We start from the raw sequence: 20,646 nt of genomic DNA on the forward strand, positions 1-20,646 counted from the left end.
AGGGGTGGGCGTTCTGGACGCTGACGTGTATTTGTTGTGCGGCATCCGGGGCACCGAGCGCAGGTGCCCGCCATGCACATAAATATGCGGTACAGAATGCCCAGCCCCGGAGGCCCCGACCCCGGCCCACCACGAACCGCGCGAGGCCCGCACCAACCGCGCCGGGCAATCGGGAGGGAGGGCGGGAGAACCGCCCGCCGCAGGCGCAAACAAGCCGCACACGGCAACGGACCGCAACCACGACCCCGCGCTCAGGCGGAGCCCACCCCACCCGGCGCAAGCAAAAGCATGCGCCACACCGCGTCCTCCAACCCGTGCACGGAGGCGATCCACCCCAGGCTGTCCTCCGTCGTGCCCCGGCCCGCCGCGACCGCCAGCTCACCCACCGCGTCCGCGAGGTCCCCGTGCCGCAGCGCGGGCTCCATGCGGCCCCCGCCGAGCCCGTCGGCGACGTAACGCTCGTAGCCGGGCGCCGTGCGCAGGACGCCGACCGGACGCCACTCCTGCGCCAGCCGGTCCACCGGGTCACCGCCCACGCGGGACCCGTCGGCCTCGACGACCTGCGTGCGCGAGCGGTCCACCGCGAGCGCGGTCCACGCGTCGGCACCGGTGAGCACCGCCGCGGGACGGCAGCGCTCGACGGCCTCCGCGACCGTCCCCGCCCCGTCAGGGCCGCCGCCGACCAGAGGGACCGCCGCCATACCGGCGTACAGGCAGCCGTAGAACGCCCCGGCGAGGTCCGCACCCGGCTGATAGGCGAGCAGCACCCGGCTGCCCGGCGGCAGCAGCCGCCCCAGCCGCGCCGCGACGGCGCGGGCGCGGCGGTCGAGCCCGGCGAAGTCGCAGTCGTACGGCTCGTACGGGCGCCCCTCGGGATGCCGTACGGCCCGGCGGCGCAACGCGGGACCGGGCAGCCGGTACACCGACGGCGCCGGCCCACCGCCGCTCCGGCTCGGTCCGCTCACGGCCTGCGGCACACAACGCGCACACATGGGCGGCCCTCCACCTCCTCCGACGGGACACCCGTCAGACCGACGGCATATGACCGCACTTCACATGAAACTTGCCCGAACATTCCCCGCTACTTCCTGGTACGCCCCTCCCGAAAGCCACCCATAGGTGACCGCGTACAGGTTGAGGCGGCAAACTGGCACAGGCAGCGGAACCGATCGGGTCGGTCCCGCCGTCCGTGAAGACTGTTCCGGCTCGTGATGAACGATCGATATACGCGCTCGTCGCGCAGGTTCGGCGGCACCAGGGGGCAGGCATGGCAAGCGGTAAGGACCAGGGCGGAGCGCTGCGCTTCGCGGTCCTCGGCCCGGTGCGGGCCTGGCGCGGCAGGGAGCCGATCTCCGCCGGGTCGCCACAGCAGAAGGCGCTGCTGGGCGCCCTGCTGCTGCGCGGTGGCCGTACGGCCACCGCGCAGGAACTGCTGGACGCGGTCTGGGGCGAGGACCCGCCGCCCACCGCGCTCGCTGCGCTGCGCAGTTACGCCTTCCGCCTCCGCAAGGCCCTCGGCGCCGAAGCGCTGGCCACCGTCGACGGCGGCTACGTGCTGCACGCCGGCGACGACTTCGACCTCTTCCTCGCCGAGCGGCACCAGGCGGCGGCCGAGAAGGCCCGCGCCGCGGGCGACCTGGCCTCGGCCCGCGAGGAGTTGCGCGGCGCCCTCGCCCTCTTCGACGGCGAGCCGCTGGCGGGCCTCCCCGGCCCGTACGCGGAGACCCAGCGCACCCGCCTGCTGGAATGGCGGCTGCAGCTCACCGAGACCTGCCTCGACCTGGACCTGCAGGCCGGCTGCCACGCCGAGGCGGTCTCCGAGCTCACCGTGCTGTCCGCGGAGCACCCGCTGCGCGAACGCCCACGCGCCCTGCTGATGCTCGCCCTGTACCGCAGCGGGCGGCAGGCCGAGGCGCTGGGCGTCTACGCCGACACCCGCCGTCTGCTCGACGACGAGCTGGGCGTCGACCCGGGCGCGGAGCTCGCCGAGCTGCACCAGCGCGTGCTGGAGGCCGACCCGTCGCTGCTGCCGCCGCCCGTCCCGCAGGCCGAGGCCGTCGCGGAGCCGGTGCGTCCGGCCCAGCTGCCCGCCACCGTCGCGGACTTCACCGGCCGCGTCGCCTTCGTCCGCGAGCTCGGCGAGCGCCTGGCCGGGGCCTCCGCGGAAGGCGGCGTCATGTCGGTCTCCGCCGTCGCCGGCATCGGCGGCGTCGGCAAGACGACCCTCGCCGTCCATGTCGCCCACGCCGTCGCGGGCACCTTCCCCGACGGCCAGCTCTACGTCGACCTCCAGGGCACCGCCGCCCGGCCCGCCGAACCCGAGACGGTGCTCGCCTCCTTCCTGCGCTCCCTCGGTGTCTCCGACTCCGCGATACCCGAGTCCCTCGCCGACCGCGCCGCGCTCTACCGCTCCACCCTCGCGGGCCGCCGGATCCTGGCCCTGCTGGACAACGCCCACGACGCCGCCCAGGTCCGCCACCTCCTGCCGGGCACTCCCGGCTGCGCCGCGCTGATCACCAGCCGGACCCGCATGGTCGACCTGGCCGGGGCCCACCTGGTCGACCTCGACGTCATGAGCCCGGAAGAGGCCCTGCTGCTCTTCACCCGCATCGTCGGGGAGGAGCGCGTCGCCGCCGAACGCCAGGCCGCCCTCGACGTCGTCGCCGCCTGCGGCTTCCTGCCGCTCGCCATCCGCATCGCCGCCTCCCGCCTGGCCACCCGCCGCACCTGGACGGTCTCCTTCCTCGCCCGCAAACTCAGCGACGAACGCCGCCGCCTGGACGAGCTCAAGGCCGGCGACCTCGCCGTCAAGGCCACTTTCGAACTCGGCTACGGCCAGCTCACCGCGCAGCAGGCCCGCGCCTTCCGCCTGCTGGCCCTCGCCGACGGCCCGGACATCTCCCTGGAGGCGGCGGCGGCCGTCCTCGACCTGGACGTCTACGACGCCGAGGAACTGCTGGAGACGCTGGTCGACATCAGCCTCATCGAGTCCGCCGCACCCGCCCGCTACCGCTACCACGACCTGGTCCGCCTGTACGCCCGCGACTGCGCCGAGCGCCACGAGGGGGAGGACGCCCGCTGCGCCGCCGTGTCCCGGCTGCTGGACTTCTACCTCGCGTCGGCGATGTGCGCCTACGAACTGGAGAACCCCGGCGACCGCCTGCTCGCACACCTCGCCCCCGTGAGCCGCGCCGGAATGCCCTTCGGCTCCCGCGAGGAGGGCCTGGACTGGCTGTTCACCGAGGCGCCCAGTCTCCTCGCTGCCGTCCGGCAGGCCGCGGGCGGCGGTTGCGAGGGCCCGATGCGGCGGGCCGTCGACCTGCTGCTCGTGAGCCAGGACCTGATGGAGTCCGGGATCTACGCGCGCCAATACGAGCAGGCGACGCGCTCCCTCGTCGCGACGGCCGACTCCTGCGGCGAGCCGCTCGTGGAGGGCCGGGCCCGCGTGCTGCTGGGCCAGCAGTACAGCCTGGCCGGGCGGCTGGAGGAGGCCGACCGGGAGGCCGAACGCAGCCTCATGCTGGGGCGGGCCGTGGGCGACCCTCTGACCAGTAGTTACGCCCCCAACCTGCGCGGAATGGTGGCCTTCCCGCTGCGGCGCTTCCAGGACTGCGCGGACCACCACTCCCAGGCGCTGGAGGCCTTCGTGGCCGACGGCAACCGGCACGGCGGCGCCGCCGCGCTGAGCAACCTGTCCCGCGCGCAGATCGAGCTCGGGGACGTATCCGCCGCGGTGGCCTCGGCGGAGCAGGCCCTGTCGATCTACCGTGAGCTGCGGGCCGGATTCCGCCTCGGCAACGGTCTGTACGCGCTCGCCATCGCGCTGACGGCGGCCGGCCGCCGCGAGGAGGCGCTGGCGTCGCTCGCCGAGGCGCTCCCCGTCTTCAGGGCGGCGCGGCAGCAGTTCTGGGAGGCCATGTCCCTGTTCCGCATGGCGGAGGTGCACCTGTCCTCCGGCGCCCACCGTCAATCGGCGGCGCTGGCCGAACAGTCGCTGAACGCGCTGCGCGATCTGGGGGGCGAGCTCTACCGCGCGAAGGTGCTCACCGTCCTCGGTCGCGCCCTCGCCGAGGCGGGCCAGGTGGACCGTGCCCGCGCCTGCTGGCGGGACGCCCTGGCGGCCTTCGTCGCGCTCGGCTCTCCCGACGCCGACGAGGTGCGGCGCCTGCTCCACGGTCCGGCCGCCCCGGCGATCGCCGTGTAGCGGTTCCGCACCGCGCAACACCGCTGATACAGGACATCAACAGTTCCGTTTATCGGTTGATTATCGAGGCCTGCCACGATTCCATCACTGCAAGAGCTGCCCGCCTGGTAGCGCACGGGGGTCGTTGCCAGGCGGGCTTCGTATCGGCCCAGTTCCACCCACAGGGGAGGCACCATGAGCGAGACGGCACCCGAGTCCGGCTCCACCGTCGAGGAAGAGCCGGAAGTCGTCACCACCGAGGAGGTCGAGGAGCCCAAGGTCAAGGGCGACGACACCACGGTCAAGCCCGACAACTGGCACACGCCCTGAACGGCGCCTGACACGGGGGACGGCCGGCCCGGGGGGCACGGGGGGACGGCACGACGGGGGACGGCACCACCACGGGGAAGCATCACGGGGGAGCACGGCCTGGGGGCGCGCCAAGGGGGGAGCGCCTCCAGGAGCGGGGGACGGCACGGAGGATCCGGGGACCGACTGCGGCGCGGAGGGGGCGCCGCAGTCGGTCTTTGTCATGCGCCGGATCACCTTCCGCGGCGCACGGCACTTGCGGACCTTCCGGCACAACACGGTAGGTTCTCACCCGGAGTCGGCCTCCCGCTCCTCTGCGGCCCGGGCCGGCTCGCCGGCACCACCTGTACGCATGCTGCCGCCGGGTGCCCGCACCCGGCCTCTCCTCCGGAGGCGTCATGAACTTCGTACGCAAGGCCGCCGTCGTCCTAGCCGCCGTCGCGGCCGGACTCCTCACGGCCGCGCTCCCGGCCGCCGCCGCGGACAGCCCTGCCGCCTGGCACCAGACGATCGTCTCGCCCGACAACTGGCACGCGCCCTGACCCTGTCCTGCGGTCCGTTGGCCCTCCCATGTCCTGTGGGAGGGCCGGCGCGTGTGGTTCACCGCGCCCGCAGCGCCGTCTTGAGCACCTTCCCGCTCGCGTTGCGCGGCAGCTCCGCCAGGAACTCGACCTCGCGCGGCACCTTGTAGTTGGCCATCTCCCGCCGCGACCAGGCGATCAGGTCGTCCGCGGTGACCACGGCACCGTCCCGGCGCACGACGTACGCCCGGCCGACCTCGCCGAGCCGCGGGTCGGGGACGCCCACCACCGCCGCCTCCACCACGTCCGGGTGGCGGGCGAGCGCCTGCTCGATCTCCGCGGGGTACGCGTTGAACCCGCCGACGATGAACATGTCCTTGATGCGGTCGGTGATGCGCAGGTTGCCGTCGGCGTCCATCACGCCCACGTCCCCCGTGTGCAGCCAGCCGTCCGCGTCGACGGCCTCGGCCGTGGCCGCGGGGTCCTCCCAGTAGCCGGACATGACGTGGTAGCCGCGCACCAGGACCTCGCCGGGACGCCCCGGCCCCTCCGAGAGCACCCGCACCTCCGTGTCGGGGATGGCCCGCCCGGAGGTCGCGGCCACCACCTCCGCGGGGTCGCCGCGCCGGCACATCGTCACGGTGCCGCTCGCCTCCGTCAGCCCGTACGCGGTCAGCACCGTGGCGATCTTCAGCTCGCTGCGCAGCCGTTCCACCAGCTGCAGCGGGATCACCGAGGCGCCCGTCACGACCAGCCGCAGTGAACCCAGGTCGTGCTGGGCGCGTTCGGGGTGGTCGAGGACCGACTGGTGGAGGGTGGGCGGTCCGGGCAGCACGGTGACGCGTTCGGCGGCGATGTTGGCCAGGACGGTGCCCACGTCGAACACCGGCTGCGGGATCATCGTCGCGCCGCGCATCAGGCAGGCGATGATCCCGGCCTTGTAGCCGAAGGTGTGGAAGAACGGGTTGACGATCAGGTAGCGGTCGCCCTCCTCCAGGCCCGCAAGGTCCGCCCACACGTCGTAGACGCGCAGCGTCTGGGCGTGCGTCACCACCGCGCCCTTGGGGTGGCCGGTCGTCCCGGAGGTGAAGGTGATGTCGGAGGGCGCGGAGCCGTCGATCGCGTCGGAACGGACCCGTACCGCCGCGCCGGTGACGGGGTCGCCGGCGGCCAGGAAGTCCTTCCAGCGCCGGTAGCCGTGGCCCTCCGGCGCGGCGTCGGACAGGACGACGACCTGCTCCAGGTCCGGCAGCGGCCGCTCCTGCGTCGCGCGCCGCAGCGAGGCGACGTAGGAGGTGCCGAGGAAGGTGCCCGTGACGAAGAGCAGCCGGGCACGGGTGCGGCGCAGCACGTAGGCCGCCTCCGCGCCCTTGAAGCGGGTGTTGAGCGGGACGAGCACCCCGCCCGCGGTGACCGAGCCCAGGGCGGCGGTGATCCAGTCGAGCGTGTTGGGCGCCCAGACGGCCACCCGGTCCCCCGGGGCGATCCCGGACGCGATGGCCGCCGCGGCGGCGCGCTCGACCCGGGCGCCGAGTTCGGCGTACGTGACACGGGTGCGGCCGTCCACGACCGCCTCGCGCTCGCCCCAGCGCCGCGCGGCCTCCCGCACGAGCCGGGGGACGCTGCCCCACTCCAGGTCACCGCGCATGCGCCGAGCACCTCCCGATGAGCTGACTATCCGTCAGATTAGCGATAACCTGACGGGATGTCAGCATTGAAGGACGCCACCGCGATCGCCGGCATAGGCGCGACCCCCTTCGCCAAGCACCTCCCCGAGTCCGAGAGGGCGCTCGCCTGCCGGGCGATCCTGGCGGCGCTCGACGACGCCGGGATCGAGCCGCACGAGGTCGACGGCCTCGCGTCGTACACGATGGAGGAGACCGACGAGGTCGAACTGGCCAAGGCCGCCGGTCTCGGCGACCTCACCTTCTTCTCCAAGGCGGGCTTCGGCGGGGGAGGTTCCTGCGCCACCGTCGCGCACCTCGCCGCCGCCGTCGCCACCGGGCAGGCCACCGTCGGCGTCGCCTGGCGGTCCCGCAAGCGCGGCAGCGGCCCGCGCCCCTGGACGAACACCACCGTCCAACTGCCCACCCCCGCCCAGTGGACCCGGCCCTTCGGCCTGCTGCGGCCCGCCGACGAGATCGCCATGCTGGCCCGCCGCTACATGCACGAGTACGGCGCCACCCGCGACCACCTCTTCAACGTCGCCCTGGCCTGCCGCAACCGCGCCAACCAGAACCCTGCCGCGATCATGTACGACCGCCCGCTGACCCGCGAGATGTACATGACCTCGCGCTGGATCAGCGAGCCGCTCTGCCTCTACGACAACTGCCTGGAGACCGACGGCGCCCTGGCCTGCGTCGTGGTCTCCGCCGACCGCGCCCGCGACTGCCGGCAGCGCCCCGTCTACGTCCACTCCGCCGCCCAGGGCCTGCCGGCCCAGCACCACGGCATGGTCAACTACTGGACCGACGACCCCCTGACGGGCCCCGCCTGGACCGCCGCCCGCCATCTGTGGAAACACGCCGACCTCACCCCCGAGGACATCGACGTCGCCCAGATCTACGACGCCTTCACCGCCCTCGTCCCGCTCTCCCTGGAGGGCTACGGCTTCTGCGGCCGCGGCGAGGGCGGCGCCTTCACCGAGGGCGGCGCCCTGGAGACCGGCGGCCGGCTGCCGCTGAACACCTCCGGGGGCGGGCTCAGCGAGGCGTACGTCCACGGCTTCAACCTCATCACCGAGGGCGTGCGGCAGTTGCGCGGCACCTCCACCGCCCAGGTGCCGGGCGCGCGGACCTGCCTGGTCACGGCCGGCGAGGGCGTCCCGACCTCCGCCCTGATCCTGAGGAGCTGACATGCTGAGCCCCGTCACCGACGACGACGGCGCCCCCTTCTGGGAGTACGCCCGCGCCGGCGAACTGCGCGTCCAGGCCTGCGCCGACTGCGGACGGCTGCGTTTCCCGCCCCGCCCCTGCTGCCCGCACTGCCACTCCTTCGCCGCCGAGTGGCGGCCGGTGAGCGGCCGCGGCCGCGTCTGGTCGTACGTCGTCCCCCATCCCCCGCTGCTGCCCGGCTACGCCGAGCAGGCCCCCTACAACGTCGTCCTCGTCGAGCTCGCCGAGGACCCCCGGATCCGGCTGGTGGGCAACCTGGTCACGGCACCGGACGCCCGGCTGGGCTCCTTCGACCCCGCCCGCATCCGCATCGGCGCCCCTGTGAAGGCGGTCTTCCATGACGGCATCCCCCGCTGGCTTGCGCTGTGAGACCAAGGACGGCGTCGCCGTCGTCACCCTCGACCGGCCCGAGCGGCACAACGCGATCGACCTCGCCACCGCCGCCGGACTGAGCGCGCTCTGGCGGGAGTTCCGCGCCGGCGACGAGGTCCGCGCCGTCGTCCTCACCGGAGCCGGCGACCGCGCCTTCTGCACCGGCCTGGACCGCGCGGCCGAGGTGCCGCAGCCGCCCTCCCCCTACGCCGTCGACGACCCGCTGCTGACCGTCGGGCCCAAGGCCAACGACCTGTGGAAACCGGTCATCGCGGCCGTCAACGGCATGGCCTGCGGGGGCGCCTTCTACCTGCTCGGCGAGTGCGAGTTCGTGATCGCCGCCGAGCACGCCACCTTCTTCGACCCGCACACCAGTTACGGCATGGTCAGCGCGTACGAGGCCATCGCCATGGCGCAGCGCATGCCGTACGGGGAGGTGATGCGCATGGCCCTGATGGGCACCGCGGAGCGGATCGGCGCCCGGCGCGCCCACGAGACCGGGCTGGTCTCGGAGGTCGTGGCGGGACCCCTGCTGCTCGACGCGGCGCTGCGCGCGGCGGCGGTCCTCGCCGCCCACCCCACCGAGGCCGTGCAGGGCACCGTCCGCGCCGTCTGGTCGGCCCACGAGGCGGCGCGCGCCCAGGCCTTCGCGCACGCGCCGCACCTCATCGCCCTCGGCAACCTGCCGCCGGAGCGCCAGGCCCGGCTGTTCGCCGACCGCACCCGGGAGCACCGCGTGCGCTGACCGGCGTTCCGCGCGGGTGTCGCGGAGCCGTACGCGGACGGCCAACCGCCGCGGCGGCCCCTCGCGTGGCGCCCCGGCAACCCACCGCGTAAGTTGGCCGGCGGCGGCCGTCGTCTGCCCCTTCCGTGTGTGGCACGACGGCCGTCGGCCTGCGTCCCTCAGGTGCGCCGGGTGGCCGCCTCGGTGCCCTTCACCGCGTTGAGGGCGTACACGCAGCGGTCCTTGCTGCTCGCGTAGACCACACCGTCCGAGACCACCGGGGAACCGGTGATCTCCCCACCGGTCTCCAGCTTCCACCGCAACTGGCCGCCGCTCGCGTCGACCGTGTAGAGGCAGTGGTCCTTCGAGCCGAAGTGCACCCGTCCGTCGGCCACCACCGGGGAGCCGACGATCTCGCCCTGGGCGGCGAAGCGCCACTTCGGGGTGCCGGTGACCGCGTCGAGCGTGTACAGCGCGCCGCCCGCGCCCAGCATCACCGAACCGCCCGCGAGGAGCACGGGCTCCACGCTCTGCCGCTGCTCCGTCGCGACCCGCCAGCGGTCGCGCCCGTCCGCCGGGTCCAGGGCGTACACGGTGCCCAGGTAGTCCGCGACGTAGACCCCGCCGCCGGTGACGCCCGGTCCGGGCACGTAGGCGGGCGGCGCGAACATCACCGCGGGGGCGTCGAAGCGCCACCGCTCCGTGCCGCTGCGGGCGTCCAGGGCGAGCACGCGGTTCCCCACGGTCACGTACACCGCGCCGTCGGCGACGACCGGACGGGTCGGCATGGCGCCGCCCTCTCCGGTCGGGTACGACCAGTGCTCCGCGCCGCTCGTCGCGTCCAGGGCGTGCAGCCGGCCGCCGCCGTGGAAGTACACGACGCCGTCCACCACGCTCGGGCCCGACTCGGGCGTCTCGAACTCCGTCTGCGCCCCGCCGCGTTCCCAGCGCAGGCGTCCGGCCGCGGCGTCCCAGACCTGCACGCCGCCGCCGCGGGTGCCGGTGACCACGGTCCCGGCGTCCGCGCGGAGCGAGTAGATCCAGCCGTCCACACCGGTGCGCCAGTGCTCGGAGCCGTCCGCGGCATCCAGCGCGTACAGGCTCGGACCGTCGGAGCCGTGGATCCGGCCGCCCGAGACGGCCATCGTCCACGCCACGTCACGGGTCTTGAACTGCCGCCGCCCGGTGGCCACGTCCAGCGCGTGCACCTCGAAGGAGGTCACGTAGAGCCGGCCCGAGGACACGACCGGGGTGCCCCACACGTCGTTCGACATGCGGAACCGCCACGGCCGCCACTCGCCCGGCGGGACCGCGGGCGCCTGCGGAGCGCCCTGGGGGTTGCCCTGGCCGGGCACCGCCGCCGGCGGACCGCCGGCCGCGCCACCGCGGCCCGCCCAGCCGAGGCCGCCCCCGGCAGCGGTGGCCGCGGCCTGGCTCTTGCGCTCGGCGAGCCGCATCCCGGGCCCTATCGGCGCCGAACCGGCGAGCTGCACCGGTCCGCCCTGGCCCTCGGCGGCGACCGGAGGGGGCCCGACGGGCGCCACGGGGGGCGCGGGCGGCTGCGCCGGCATCGGGGGCACCGCAGCACCCGCGCCACCGCCACCGGGCGCTCCGGCGCCCGCACCGCCGCCGGGGGCGCCCGGCCCCGCGCCGGGGCGGCCGCCACTGCGCCGCTCCTCTATCAGGCCCACCGCCGCGGGCGGCAGCCACGCGGAGGCCGTACCGGTGTCGTCACCCGCGGACGAGAACAGGTGCGGCGCCAGCTGCGCCTGCAGGTCCGCAGGACTCGGCCGGCGGTCCGCCTCCATCCGCATGCACGCGTCGATGAGCGGGCGCAGCTCGTCGGGCAGACCCGACAGGTCCGGGCCCTCCCGGAGCAGCATGAAGACCGTCTCCACGGGGTTCGCCCCGTGGAAGGGCGCGTGCCCGGTCGCGGCGAAGACCAGCGTCGAGCCCAGCGAGAAGACGTCGCTGGAACCCGTGACGCTGCGCGAGTCCTTGGCCTGCTCGGGCGACATGTACGCCGGCGTGCCGACGGCGACGTTCGTCATCGTCAGCCGCGTGTTGGACACCCCGCTCGCGATGCCGAAGTCGATCACCCGCGGGCCGTCCTCCACGACGAGCACGTTGGAGGGCTTCATGTCCCGGTGGACGAGCCCCGCCCCGTGGATCGACTGCAGCGCCTCCGCGACGCCGGCCGCCAGCCACCGCACGGCCTGCACCGGCAGCGGACCGGACTCGTTGACGATCTCCTCCAGCGAGGGCGCCGGCACGAAGGCCGTCGCCAGCCAGGGCACGGCGGCCCTGGGATCGGCGTCGACGACCGCCGCCGTGTAGAAGCCACTGACCGCGCGGGCCGCCTCCACCTCACGGGCGAAGCGCACACGGAAGAGCTGGTCCTCGGCGAGCTCCGCCCGTACGGTCTTGATCGCCACGCGCCGGCCGGACGCCGAGCGCGCGAGATAGACCAGGCCCATGCCGCCGGCACCCAGCCTGCCCAGCACCTCGAAAGGGCCGATCCGTCTCGGATCGTGCTGCGTCAGCTGCTGCACCACTGCCCTGCCACCTCCCCGTGGGTTCCCCCCATCCCGGGGTACGCCCCTGATTCTTCCTGGGATGAGTATCAGTTGCGAACCCGGGGCGGTGTCGACACGCGATTACCTTTGATTCGGTTGCGGATCCGCCTGCGTTCAGGACGGCTTCTCACCCACCGTGGTTCCGGGGTCGATCAGGGCGAAATGGGCACCCTGGTCGTCGCTCGCCAGGAGAAAACGGCCGAAAGGCGAATCCATCGGACCCATGGTGACCCGGCCCCCGAGCCGCGCGACGGTCTCCGCGGCGCGGTCGGCGTCGGAGACGGCGAAGTAGACGATGAAGTGCGCGGGCAGCTCCTCGGGGAATCCCTCCCCCATCCGGAAGCGGCCGAGCACCGCGTTGCCGGGCGTGACCTCCTCGCCCTCGGGGACGAAGACGCGGAAGTCGATGGCCTCGTCCTCGATCCGCTTGCTGCCGAAGCCGAAGACCTCCTCGTAGAAGGGGTCGGTCCGCTCGGTCTCGCGCGTGTAGATCTCGGTCCAGATGTAGGAGCCCGGGACGCCGGTCGCCTCGAAGCCGCCGTGCGTGCCGGGCTGCCACACCCCGAACACCGCGCCCCCCGGGTCGGCCGCCATGAGCATCGTGCCGAAGGCGCCGACGGCCATGGGCTGCATGATGAGTTGACCGCCGGAGTCCCGGATCCTGTCCGCGGTGGCCCGGATGTCGGAGGAGGCGAGGTAGAGGTTCCAGACCGTCGGCATCCGGCCGTCCGGTTTGGGGGAGAGGGCCGCGACGTTCTTCCCGTCCGGGCCGTACGCCTGGGTGTACTGGCCGTACTGCTCCTCCCCCGCCCCGAAGGTCCAGCCGAGCAGTCCGCCGTAGAACCGCTTCCCGGCCTCCAGGTCGTTGAGCATGGCGTCGGCCCAGCAGGGAGTGCCGTCGGGGTATGCGGCCATCTCGTCCTCGATTCGTCCGATGATGCGACCGGCGATCCCGATTCACGTGGGGATTCGCATGGATCGACGGAGTGTCTGGCTTGACACGTTATCGGCGGATCCCCCGCTGCGCCCGAGGAGAAATCGAACACATGGCCTTCCCCATTTGCAGGCATCGAATCGCGCGCTGATCACCAGCCCGTAAACTGACGGCATGACAGGACAAGTTCGCACCGTCGACGGCCGTGTGGCAGGCCGCCGGGGACAGGCGACGCGGCAGAAGCTGCTCGACTGCCTCGGTGAAATGCTCAGCACGTCGCCGTACCGGGACGTCAAGGTGATCGACGTCGCCCGGATGGCGGGTACCTCCCCCGCAACGTTCTACCAGTACTTCCCCGACGTCGAGGGCGCCGTCCTCGAGCTCGCCGAGGAGATGGCCAAGGAGGGGGCCGCGTTGACGGACCTCGTCGCCGGCCGCTCCTGGGCCGGCAAGTCCGGCGCCACGGCGGCGGAGGAACTGGTCGAGGGCTTCCTCTCCTTCTGGCGCAAGCACGACGCCATCCTGCGCGTCGTCGACTTGGGCGCAGCCGAAGGGGACAAGCGGTTCTACAAGATCCGTATGAAGATCCTCAACCCCCTCACCAACTCCCTTTCCGACTCGATCAAGGAACTCCAGGGCAAGGGCCGCGTCGACAAGGATGTCAGCCCGGCAGCCGTGGCCGGTTCCCTGGTGGCCATGCTCGCCGCCGTCGCCGCGCACCAGAAGGGCTTCCAGACCTGGGGCGTCAAGCAGGCCGAGCTGAAGCCGAACCTCTCGCTGCTGGTGCACCTCGGTGTGACGGGCAAGAAGCCGACGCGGTGACGCCGCGGCGCTGACGCCCGCCTCCGGCGGCATTGTTGACCTACGTTCACGTCAAGTCCTGCCTGCAACGACGCGGGCGCCCACCGGTCCTCGGGGGAGGTTGCCGGTCCAGGCGCCCGCGTTGTCTTTTCCCGGTCATTTCCCGGTCGTCTCCCGGGGCTTCGTGCTACGGCTCCACGGGCGCACCGCCGCCCGGATCCCTGGGGACGAGCCGGAACAGCCGGATCCGCCGCTCCACGCGCCGCGCGTAGGTCGCGTACGGCGGCCAGAACTCCAGCAGCGCCGCCCACACCGCCTCGCGTTCCTCGCCCGTCAGCAACTCCGCGCGTACGGGCATGTCCCGGCCGCGCCAGCTGACCTCCGCGTCGGGGTGCTTCAGCAGGTTCCCCGTCCACGCCGGATGGTCCGTGCGGCCGAAGTTGCTGCCGACCAGCACGAACGTCCCACCCTCCTCGGGCATGCAGGCCAGCGGGGTGCGCCGGGGCAGGCCGCTGCGCGCGCCGGTGGCGGTGAGCACCAGCCCGGGCAGCATCCGGGCGCTGAGCAGCACCCTGCCGCGGGTCGCCCGGTGCACGAACCGGTCCACCGCCGGGACGACATGCGGTCCGACCCTGGCGAACGTCCGGGTCGACGACACCTTCTGCACGACGGTCCGCAACGGGTTCATGCCGCCGCCCTCCCCCGGGTCGTGGTCGTGGTGCTGGTCATGGTGGTGGCGGCCGTGGTGAAGAGGCCCGCGCGCCCGGCCGCGTGGGCCCGCAACGCGTGCACGGGGCCGAAGAGCAGCTCGTCGGAGGCGGCCCGCTTCACGTACAGGTGCGCGTGGTGCTCCCATGTGAAGCCGATGCCGCCGTGCAACTGGACGGCCTGCCCCGATGCGGCGCGCAGCGCATCGAGGCCCTGGGCGAGGGCGAGCGGGGCCGCGACCGCGGCGTCCGGCGCCTGCTCCGGGGGGCTCCCGACGGCCCAGGCGGCGTAGTAGGCGGCCGAGCGGGCGGCCTGGACCTGGACGTACAGGTCGGCGAGACGGTGCTTGACGGCCTGGAAGGACCCCACGGGCCGCCCGAACTGCTCCCTGACCCCGACGTACTCCACGGTGCCCGCGAGCGCCCGGGAGGCCGCTCCGACGGCCTCCGCGGCCAGTGCGGCGGCGGCCAGGACACCCGTACGGGCGAGCGTGGTGCGCGGATCGCCGGCCTCCTCCCCGCCCAGGGGCTCGGCGGGGACGTCGCGCAGTTCGACGCGGGCCTGTGGGCGGGTCTCGTCCAGCGCGGTCAGCCGCCTGCGGACCAGGCCCTTCGCGTCGCCGGGGACCAGGAAGAGCCGGATGCCGCTGCGGGCGTAGCCACCCGTATGGGCGGCCACCAGCAGCAGCCCGGCGCCGGGGCCGCCGAGCACCTGGTCGGCCTGCCCGTACAGCCGCCAGAGGCCGTCCGTCCGGCGGGCCTGCACGCCGCCCGCGCGGCCGCCGCCCGCCCAGTCGCCGGTGTTGGGGCCGGTGAGTGCGAGGGCCGCCGGGGGCGCGGCGAGGGCGGCCGGCTCGCCGGCGGCGAGGCGTGGCAGCAGGGCGCGGCGCTGGGCGTCGGTGCCCAGCGCCTCGACCAGGGGGGCGGTGAGCACGGCGGTGCCCAGCAGCGGCGAGGGCAGCAGCGCCTGTCCGGTCTCCTCGCAGGCCAGCACCAGTTCCGTCGGGCCGCAGCCAGCGCCCCCGTACGCGGTGGGAAGGGCGAGGCCGGGCAGGCCGAGCGACTGCGCCAGCAGCCGCCACAGGGCGGCGTCGTGGCCCGCGGGGGTGCGGGCCGCGGCCTTCACCTCGTCCGGTCCGCAGCGTTTGCGGAGCAGCTCCCGCAGGGCGCGGCGGATCTCTTCCTGCTCCTCGGTGAAGGCGGCGTCCACGGCGAGCTCTCCTCCCGCTTCGGGGTGTCCAGGGTCCGTCGGGGTCCGTCGGCGTCCGTCGGGGTCCGTCGGGGTCCGGCCTGCGGCTCCGGCGTCCGGCACCTTTCGGTGCCCGCACACCCCGGATCTGATGTACCGTCAGATTTATGGCTCAGGGTCAGAGTACTCGCACCGGCCGTGAAGTCGCCGTCCTCGGCATCGCGTTGTCCGACTGCGGCAGGGTCGACGACGCCACCCCCTACGCGCTCCACGCCCAGGCGGCACGCCGTGCGCTCGCCGACAGCGGGCTGCCCCGGTCGGCCGTCGACGGCTTCGCCTCGGCCGGGCTCGGCACGCTCGCGCCGGTCGAGGTCGCCGAGTACCTCGGACTGCGGCCGCACTGGGTCGACTCGACCTCCGTCGGCGGGGCGACATGGGAGGTCATGGCGGCGCACGCCGCCGACGCCATCGCCGCCGGGCACGCCGACGTCGTGCTGCTGGTCTACGGCTCCACCGCGCGCGCCGACCTCAAGGCGGGGCGGCGCACCGCCAACCTGTCCTTCGGGGCGCGCGGGCCGCTGCAGTTCGAGGCCCCGTACGGGCACACGCTGATCGCCAAGTACGCGATGGCCGCACGCCGCCACATGCACCAGTACGGCACCACCGCCGAGCAACTGGCCACCGTCGCCGTCCGGGCCCGGGCGAACGCGGCCCGCAACCCCGACGCGATGTACCGCACGCCGATCACCGTCGACGACGTCCTGTCCGGGCCGATGATCGCCGACCCGTTCACCAAGCTGCACTGCTGCATCCGCTCCGACGGCGGCTGCGCGGTGCTCCTGGCCGCCTCGGAGTACGTGCGGGACGCGGCGCGGCCCCCGGTGTGGGTGCTCGGCTCCGGCACCGCCGTCTCGCACGCCGCGATGTCGGAGTGGGACGACTTCACGGTCTCCCCCGCCGCGGTCTCGGGGCGGCTGGCCTTCTCCCGCGCGGGCGTCACCCCGGAGGAGATGGACCTCGCCGAGATCTACGACGCCTTCACCTACATGACCCTGGTGACGCTGGAGGACCTCGGCTTCTGCGCCAAGGGCGAGGGCGGGCCCTTCGTCGCCTCCTCGCCGCTGCCGGTCAACACCGACGGCGGTGGGCTGTCGGCCTGCCATCCCGGCATGCGCGGGCTGTTCCTGCTCGTCGAGGCCGTGCGGCAGTTGCGGGGGGAGGCGGGCGAGCGGCAGGTGCGCAAGGCCGGCGGGGCGCTGCCGGAGCTGGCCGTGGCCTCGGGGACGGGCGGCTGGTTCTGCTCCTCGGGGACGGTGGTGCTGGGGCGGGACTGACGGTCCGGGGCCTCGTCCCGCCCCTGCGCCTGCCTGCTCTCGGGCGTCAGCCGGTGATGGCGACGGGGGCGTCCCAGTCGCTGCGGTCCACGGTGATGGTGTAACCGCCGCGGGACTCCTTGCTGTTCACCATGTACTGGTGGCCGCGGCGGTGCCCGGTCCACAGCGACGTGGAGAAGGGCCAGTCCGTGGTCGTGGTCTTGTGCTCGTCCCACAGCGCGTACCAGAGGATGTCGGGCAGGTCGGTGCGGTTCGTCGCCGTGGCGACGGCCTTCGCGCTGGAGCTGCGGAAGCCGTAGAAGCCGGCCCAGTAGCCCTTGGCGTGCACGGCCTTGTCCCAGGCCCGGACGTAGGTGAGCACCGCGTTGTTGCACGACGTGTTGGCGACGTCGTACGACTCCATGTCCAGGTAGACCGGGCTGCCCGCCTTCATCCCCAGCGCCGACGCCTTGGCCACCGCGTCCGCGCCGTCCGTCGCGCCGAGGGAGGCGGCGGTGGAGGCAGTCAGCTTCTCCGGGTTGCGGCTGGTCTGGCACGGCGGCTGCGCGCCCACGTACAGCGGGATCAGCTTCCAGCCCGTGGCGCTTACCGACTTGACCCAGGACGCGGTCAGGTTCGGCTGCGCGCACCCGCGGTTCTTGCCGCCGACGTACACCGCCGCCGCGCCGTAGAACCCGTTGTGCCAGGCCTTCATCGCCGACGCGGACGGCGCCGTGCACGTGTCGAACGCCCGCCCCGTGTAGACCTTGGGCGCCGGGCGCGACACGGTGGTCGCCATCGAGGCCACCGCAGCGACGCCACCGCCCACGACCACCGCGGCCGCCGCCACCGCCCACGCGATGTAACGACGCTTCTTCGACATCCGGTGACCGGACATCCCCACCCCATTCACGACACGTGACGCACCCCGGCGGGTGCGTCTTTCAGGACTGCTGAGGCCCCCCGGCAGGCGCGCGCGTCCGGCGCTTCGTGCGGCACGCGTACGGCGGCTGTGCGGCGCGCGGATGCACCGGCGTACGGGTCCGCGGCGCGCGAGGGGCGGATCGCACCCTAGCCAACCCGCCCACCGTGGTCGGGAAAGCCCATGTCCCGATCGGCACAAGATTCCCCCAAGGCACGGCAAATCTCCGCGCCGAGCGGCTGCCGGGGGTGAGTCAGGGCCGCGGGTCGGACGCGAGACGGCTGTGCAGATGGACGTCCCGCAGGGTGCCGGACAGGTCGACCACCGCCTCGCGCAGGACGCCTTCGAGGACGTAACCGCAGCGCCGCGCGACGCCGCAGGAGGGCTCGTTGCCGACGGCGTGGCCCAGTTCCAGCCGGTGGAGCCCCAGATCGCGGAAGGCCCAGCGGGTCACCGTCTCGAGTGCGCGGGTGGCGACGCCCCGTCCGCGGGCCTCGGGGAGCATCCAGTAGCTGACGCGTGCACCGCGCATGGCGTGGTCGATCATCCCTATCCCGGTCTGGCCGAGCACGACACCGGCCTCGGTGACGGCGAACGACGCGAGGTCGCCGGCCGCCCAGCCGTCCCGCCGGCGCCGCAGGAAGCCCCGCGCCCCGTCCTCGTCGGGTTCGGCGGCGTGCGCGGTGTTCCAGCGGCGGACGTCCGGGTCGCCGAGGCCGCGCAGTGCCGCGTCCAGGTCGCCGGGCGTCTCCTCCCACGGTCTGAGCAGCAGTCCGTACGCTTCCAACTCCACGGGCCTCAGCACCACCTCATTCAAGCAAAAGGGGCCGTCGGGGCCGGGCGGAAGACGGGGATCGCGATCTCGGCGCCGTCGGCCGCGGGGCGGAAGCAGACGCGCAGGTCCATGCCGACGCGCAGCGTGTCGTGGGCGCAGCCGACGACCTCCGTCATCATGCGCGGTCCCTCGGGGAGGTCGACGACGGCGGCGACGTAGGGGACCCGTCCGGCGAAGGGCCGGAGGTCATTGGCGTGCACCACGGACCAGGTGTAGAGGGTGGCGTGGCCGGCGGCCTGCTCCCAGACGACCTCCTCGCTCCAGCAGCGGGGGCAGAACTCCCGGGGGTAGTGGTGGGCGGCACCGCAGCCCGCGGCGAGACAGCGGCGGATCAGCAGCCGACCCTCGGCGGCGGCCCGCCAGTAGGTGCGTGTGAAGGCGTCGGGCTCGGGCAGGCCGGTCACAGGAAGAGGCCCCAGAGGCTGTCCAGGGACCAGGTCTGCCAGCCCATGGCGAAGAGGAGGACGACGGACGCGAGGATCATCATGGTGTTCTGCCCCTGCTCGGCCCAGTCGTGGATCATGAGGACGAGGTAGAGCAGATTGAGGACGATGCCTCCGGCCAGGGCTATCGGGGTCAGCAGGCCCGCGATGAGACCGAGGCCGACGGCGAGTTCGCCGTAGACGACGACATAGGCCATCACCTTGGGACGGGGCGCCACGACCGCGGAGAAGCCGCTCTGAACGAAGGTCCAGCGGTGCTTGGCGGCGACGCCGGCGGCCCAGGCGATGCCCGTGCCCCGCTCGAACCAGCCCTTCTTGTCCTTGTGCCGCCAGCTCTCCAGCCACCACAGCCCGAGGCCGATGCGCAGCACGGCGAGCCATTCGGCGCCGGTCAGCCAGATCGTCTGCATCGTGTGCCTCCCCTGGGCAAAATATCTGACGGTACGTCAGTTGACCGGATGCGGTCGCACCTTCGCAAGGTGCCGGGGCGAAAGCGCGCTACCTTCCGGTAGTGACCCTCACCCTGCAGGCACGGGAGCAGCCATGACCGACACCTCGGCATCCGCCGGTACCTCCGCATCCGCCGCCACCCCCATACCGAGCACGGCCGCGCCGGACGCCATCGTCGTCGGTGCCGGCCCCGGCGGACTCGCCGTCGCGGCGTCGCTGCGGCACCGGGGCGTGCGCACCCTGGTCGTCGAACGGTCGGACGCGGTGGGCGCCTCCTGGCGCGGCCACTACGACAGGCTGCGGCTGCACACGACCAGACGCCTGTCCGCGCTACCGGGCCTCGGGATCCCCCGGGCGTACGGCCGCTGGGTGGGCCGCGACGACGTCGTGCGCTACCTGGAGCAGTACGCCGAGTTCCACGAGCTGGACGTCGCCACCGGCATAGAGGTGGGGCGGATCGAGCCCGCCGAGGACCCGGCCGCGGGCTGGGTGCTGCCGGCCACCGGCGGCCGCCGGCTGACCGCGCGGAGCGTCGTCGTCGCCACCGGCTACAACCACTCGCCGCACCTGCCGGACTGGCCCGGGCGCGACACCTTCGACGGCGAACTGCTGCACGCCTCGCGCTACCGCAACGGCCGGCCCTACGAGGGCCGGGACGTCCTGGTCGTCGGCGTGGGCAACACCGGTGCCGAGATCGCCGTCGACCTCGCCGAGTCCGGCGCGGCCCGCGTCCGGCTGGCGGTGCGGACACCCCCGCACATCATGCGCCGCTCCACCGCCGGGTGGCCCGCGCAGCGCACCGGGATCATGGTCCGCCGCCTCCCGACGAAGCTGGTCGACGGGATCGCCCCGTACGTGGAGCGCATCTCCGTGCCGGATCTGTCCGCGCACGGGCTTCCCCGTCCGGACAACGGGCTCTACTCGCGGGTGCGGGAGGGTTCCATCCCCGTGCAGGACGTCGGCATCATCGACGCCGTCCGGTCGGGGAAGGTCGAGCCCGTGGCCGCCGTCGAGGGCTTCGACGGGCGCGAGGTGCTGCTCGCCGACGGCACGCGGATCACCCCGGACGCGGTGGTCGCGGCCACCGGCTACCAGCGCGGCCTGGAACCGCTCGTCGGCCATCTCGGCGTCCTGGACGAGCGGGGACGGCCCGTGGCGCACGGCCGCCGCAGCCCCCGGAACGCTCCGGGTCTCTACTTCACCGGCTTCACCAATCCGATCAGCGGCATGATCCGCGAAATGGCCATCGACGCGCGCCGGATCGCCAAAGCGGTGGCGCGGCGGTAGCCGACGCGGCGCGGTGGATGCCGAGGGGGTGCCGACGAGCACCCGCGGCACCCCGTACAACGCGTCCGCACCACCTCCGCACACCCCCGCGAGGCTCCCGCACCACCCCGGTCCGGCGGCCCGGCCGGCCCTCTCCCCCTCCGCCGGCCGGGCCGCCTTCCCGCGGGGCGCACAGGTTTCTCGCAT

Annotated in this window: 19 protein-coding genes; 9 read left to right on the forward strand and 10 right to left on the reverse strand. The window is 73.7% G+C overall.

Going from position 1 to position 20,646, the window contains the following annotated elements:
- Positions 1-251 precede the first annotated feature (251 nt).
- Entirely contained in the window at positions 252-965 is a 714-nt protein-coding gene (locus CHF15_RS05285) for an AMP-binding protein (protein WP_245938670.1), read from the reverse strand.
- 302 nt (positions 966-1,267) lie between these two features.
- Between CHF15_RS05285 and CHF15_RS05290 the strand changes: the two genes are divergently transcribed.
- The 3 genes from CHF15_RS05290 (at position 1,268) to CHF15_RS44715 (ending at position 5,034) form a co-directional block, all read left to right on the forward strand.
- Positions 1,268-4,204, forward strand: coding sequence for an AfsR/SARP family transcriptional regulator (locus CHF15_RS05290; RefSeq protein WP_089222424.1), 2,937 nt, complete (start codon positions 1,268-1,270; stop codon positions 4,202-4,204).
- A gap of 174 nt (positions 4,205-4,378) precedes the next feature.
- Positions 4,379-4,513: a hypothetical protein gene (locus CHF15_RS46360; RefSeq protein ID WP_265737386.1), complete on the forward strand. Its 135-nt coding sequence runs from the start codon at positions 4,379-4,381 to the stop codon at positions 4,511-4,513.
- A gap of 377 nt (positions 4,514-4,890) precedes the next feature.
- On the forward strand, positions 4,891-5,034 hold the full coding sequence (locus CHF15_RS44715) for a hypothetical protein (RefSeq protein WP_179279665.1): 144 nt from the start codon (positions 4,891-4,893) through the stop codon (positions 5,032-5,034).
- Positions 5,035-5,092: 58 nt separating this feature from the next.
- Here the strand turns inward: CHF15_RS44715 and CHF15_RS05295 are convergent, their stop codons facing one another.
- On the reverse strand, positions 5,093-6,661 hold the full coding sequence (locus CHF15_RS05295; protein WP_089222425.1) for a FadD3 family acyl-CoA ligase: 1,569 nt from the start codon (positions 6,659-6,661) through the stop codon (positions 5,093-5,095).
- A 57-nt stretch (positions 6,662-6,718) separates the two neighbouring features.
- On the opposite strand from CHF15_RS05295, the gene CHF15_RS05300 reads away from it, so the two are divergent.
- Genes CHF15_RS05300 through CHF15_RS05310 form a run of 3 tightly spaced genes read left to right on the forward strand, consistent with a single transcriptional unit; the run spans position 6,719 to position 9,024 of the window.
- On the forward strand, positions 6,719-7,867 hold the full coding sequence (locus tag CHF15_RS05300) for a lipid-transfer protein (RefSeq protein ID WP_089222426.1): 1,149 nt from the start codon (positions 6,719-6,721) through the stop codon (positions 7,865-7,867).
- Between the two features lies 1 nt (position 7,868).
- On the forward strand, positions 7,869-8,276 hold the full coding sequence (locus CHF15_RS05305) for a Zn-ribbon domain-containing OB-fold protein (protein WP_089222427.1): 408 nt from the start codon (positions 7,869-7,871) through the stop codon (positions 8,274-8,276).
- A complete protein-coding gene (locus tag CHF15_RS05310) occupies positions 8,245-9,024 on the forward strand; it encodes an enoyl-CoA hydratase/isomerase family protein (protein ID WP_089222428.1) in 780 nt (259 codons plus the stop codon). The genes CHF15_RS05305 and CHF15_RS05310 overlap by 32 nt, the downstream gene beginning before the upstream one ends.
- A gap of 158 nt (positions 9,025-9,182) precedes the next feature.
- Here the strand turns inward: CHF15_RS05310 and CHF15_RS05315 are convergent, their stop codons facing one another.
- Positions 9,183-11,558, reverse strand: coding sequence for a serine/threonine-protein kinase (locus CHF15_RS05315; RefSeq protein WP_089222429.1), 2,376 nt, complete (start codon positions 11,556-11,558; stop codon positions 9,183-9,185).
- A 135-nt stretch (positions 11,559-11,693) separates the two neighbouring features.
- On the reverse strand, positions 11,694-12,494 hold the full coding sequence (locus CHF15_RS05320; RefSeq protein WP_089222430.1) for a VOC family protein: 801 nt from the start codon (positions 12,492-12,494) through the stop codon (positions 11,694-11,696).
- 193 nt (positions 12,495-12,687) lie between these two features.
- Between CHF15_RS05320 and CHF15_RS05325 the strand changes: the two genes are divergently transcribed.
- A complete protein-coding gene (locus tag CHF15_RS05325) occupies positions 12,688-13,335 on the forward strand; it encodes a TetR family transcriptional regulator (RefSeq protein ID WP_089222431.1) in 648 nt (215 codons plus the stop codon).
- 166 nt (positions 13,336-13,501) lie between these two features.
- Here the strand turns inward: CHF15_RS05325 and CHF15_RS05330 are convergent, their stop codons facing one another.
- Positions 13,502-14,002 (reverse strand): nitroreductase/quinone reductase family protein, encoded by a 501-nt coding sequence (locus CHF15_RS05330; protein WP_089222432.1) that lies wholly within the window; start codon positions 14,000-14,002, stop codon positions 13,502-13,504.
- Positions 13,999-15,231, reverse strand: coding sequence for an acyl-CoA dehydrogenase family protein (locus CHF15_RS05335; protein WP_089222433.1), 1,233 nt, complete (start codon positions 15,229-15,231; stop codon positions 13,999-14,001). Before CHF15_RS05335 ends, CHF15_RS05330 begins: the two co-directional genes overlap by 4 nt.
- Before the next feature lie 146 nt (positions 15,232-15,377).
- On the opposite strand from CHF15_RS05335, the gene CHF15_RS05340 reads away from it, so the two are divergent.
- Positions 15,378-16,544 (forward strand): thiolase C-terminal domain-containing protein, encoded by a 1,167-nt coding sequence (locus CHF15_RS05340; protein ID WP_089222434.1) that lies wholly within the window; start codon positions 15,378-15,380, stop codon positions 16,542-16,544.
- Positions 16,545-16,590: 46 nt separating this feature from the next.
- On the opposite strand, the gene CHF15_RS05345 is transcribed toward CHF15_RS05340, so the two are convergent.
- The 4 genes from CHF15_RS05345 to CHF15_RS05360 all read right to left on the reverse strand — a co-directional run bounded on the left by CHF15_RS05345 (position 16,591) and on the right by CHF15_RS05360 (position 19,133).
- Positions 16,591-17,421 (reverse strand): glycoside hydrolase domain-containing protein, encoded by an 831-nt coding sequence (locus CHF15_RS05345; protein WP_089222435.1) that lies wholly within the window; start codon positions 17,419-17,421, stop codon positions 16,591-16,593.
- A 277-nt stretch (positions 17,422-17,698) separates the two neighbouring features.
- Positions 17,699-18,238 (reverse strand): GNAT family N-acetyltransferase, encoded by a 540-nt coding sequence (locus CHF15_RS05350; RefSeq protein ID WP_245938671.1) that lies wholly within the window; start codon positions 18,236-18,238, stop codon positions 17,699-17,701.
- Between the two features lie 20 nt (positions 18,239-18,258).
- Entirely contained in the window at positions 18,259-18,684 is a 426-nt protein-coding gene (locus CHF15_RS05355; RefSeq protein ID WP_245938672.1) for a Zn-ribbon domain-containing OB-fold protein, read from the reverse strand.
- Positions 18,681-19,133, reverse strand: a complete 453-nt coding sequence (locus tag CHF15_RS05360) for a DoxX family protein (RefSeq protein ID WP_089222437.1) — start codon at positions 19,131-19,133, stop codon at positions 18,681-18,683. The genes CHF15_RS05355 and CHF15_RS05360 overlap by 4 nt, the downstream gene beginning before the upstream one ends.
- Before the next feature lie 133 nt (positions 19,134-19,266).
- Here CHF15_RS05360 and CHF15_RS05365 point away from each other — a divergent pair, with 133 nt between their 5' ends.
- A complete protein-coding gene (locus tag CHF15_RS05365; protein WP_089222438.1) occupies positions 19,267-20,460 on the forward strand; it encodes a flavin-containing monooxygenase in 1,194 nt (397 codons plus the stop codon).
- Positions 20,461-20,646: the final 186 nt, after the last annotated feature.

The sequence above is a fragment of the Actinacidiphila glaucinigra genome (genome assembly GCF_900188405.1).
Lineage (GTDB): Bacteria > Actinomycetota > Actinomycetes > Streptomycetales > Streptomycetaceae > Actinacidiphila > Actinacidiphila glaucinigra.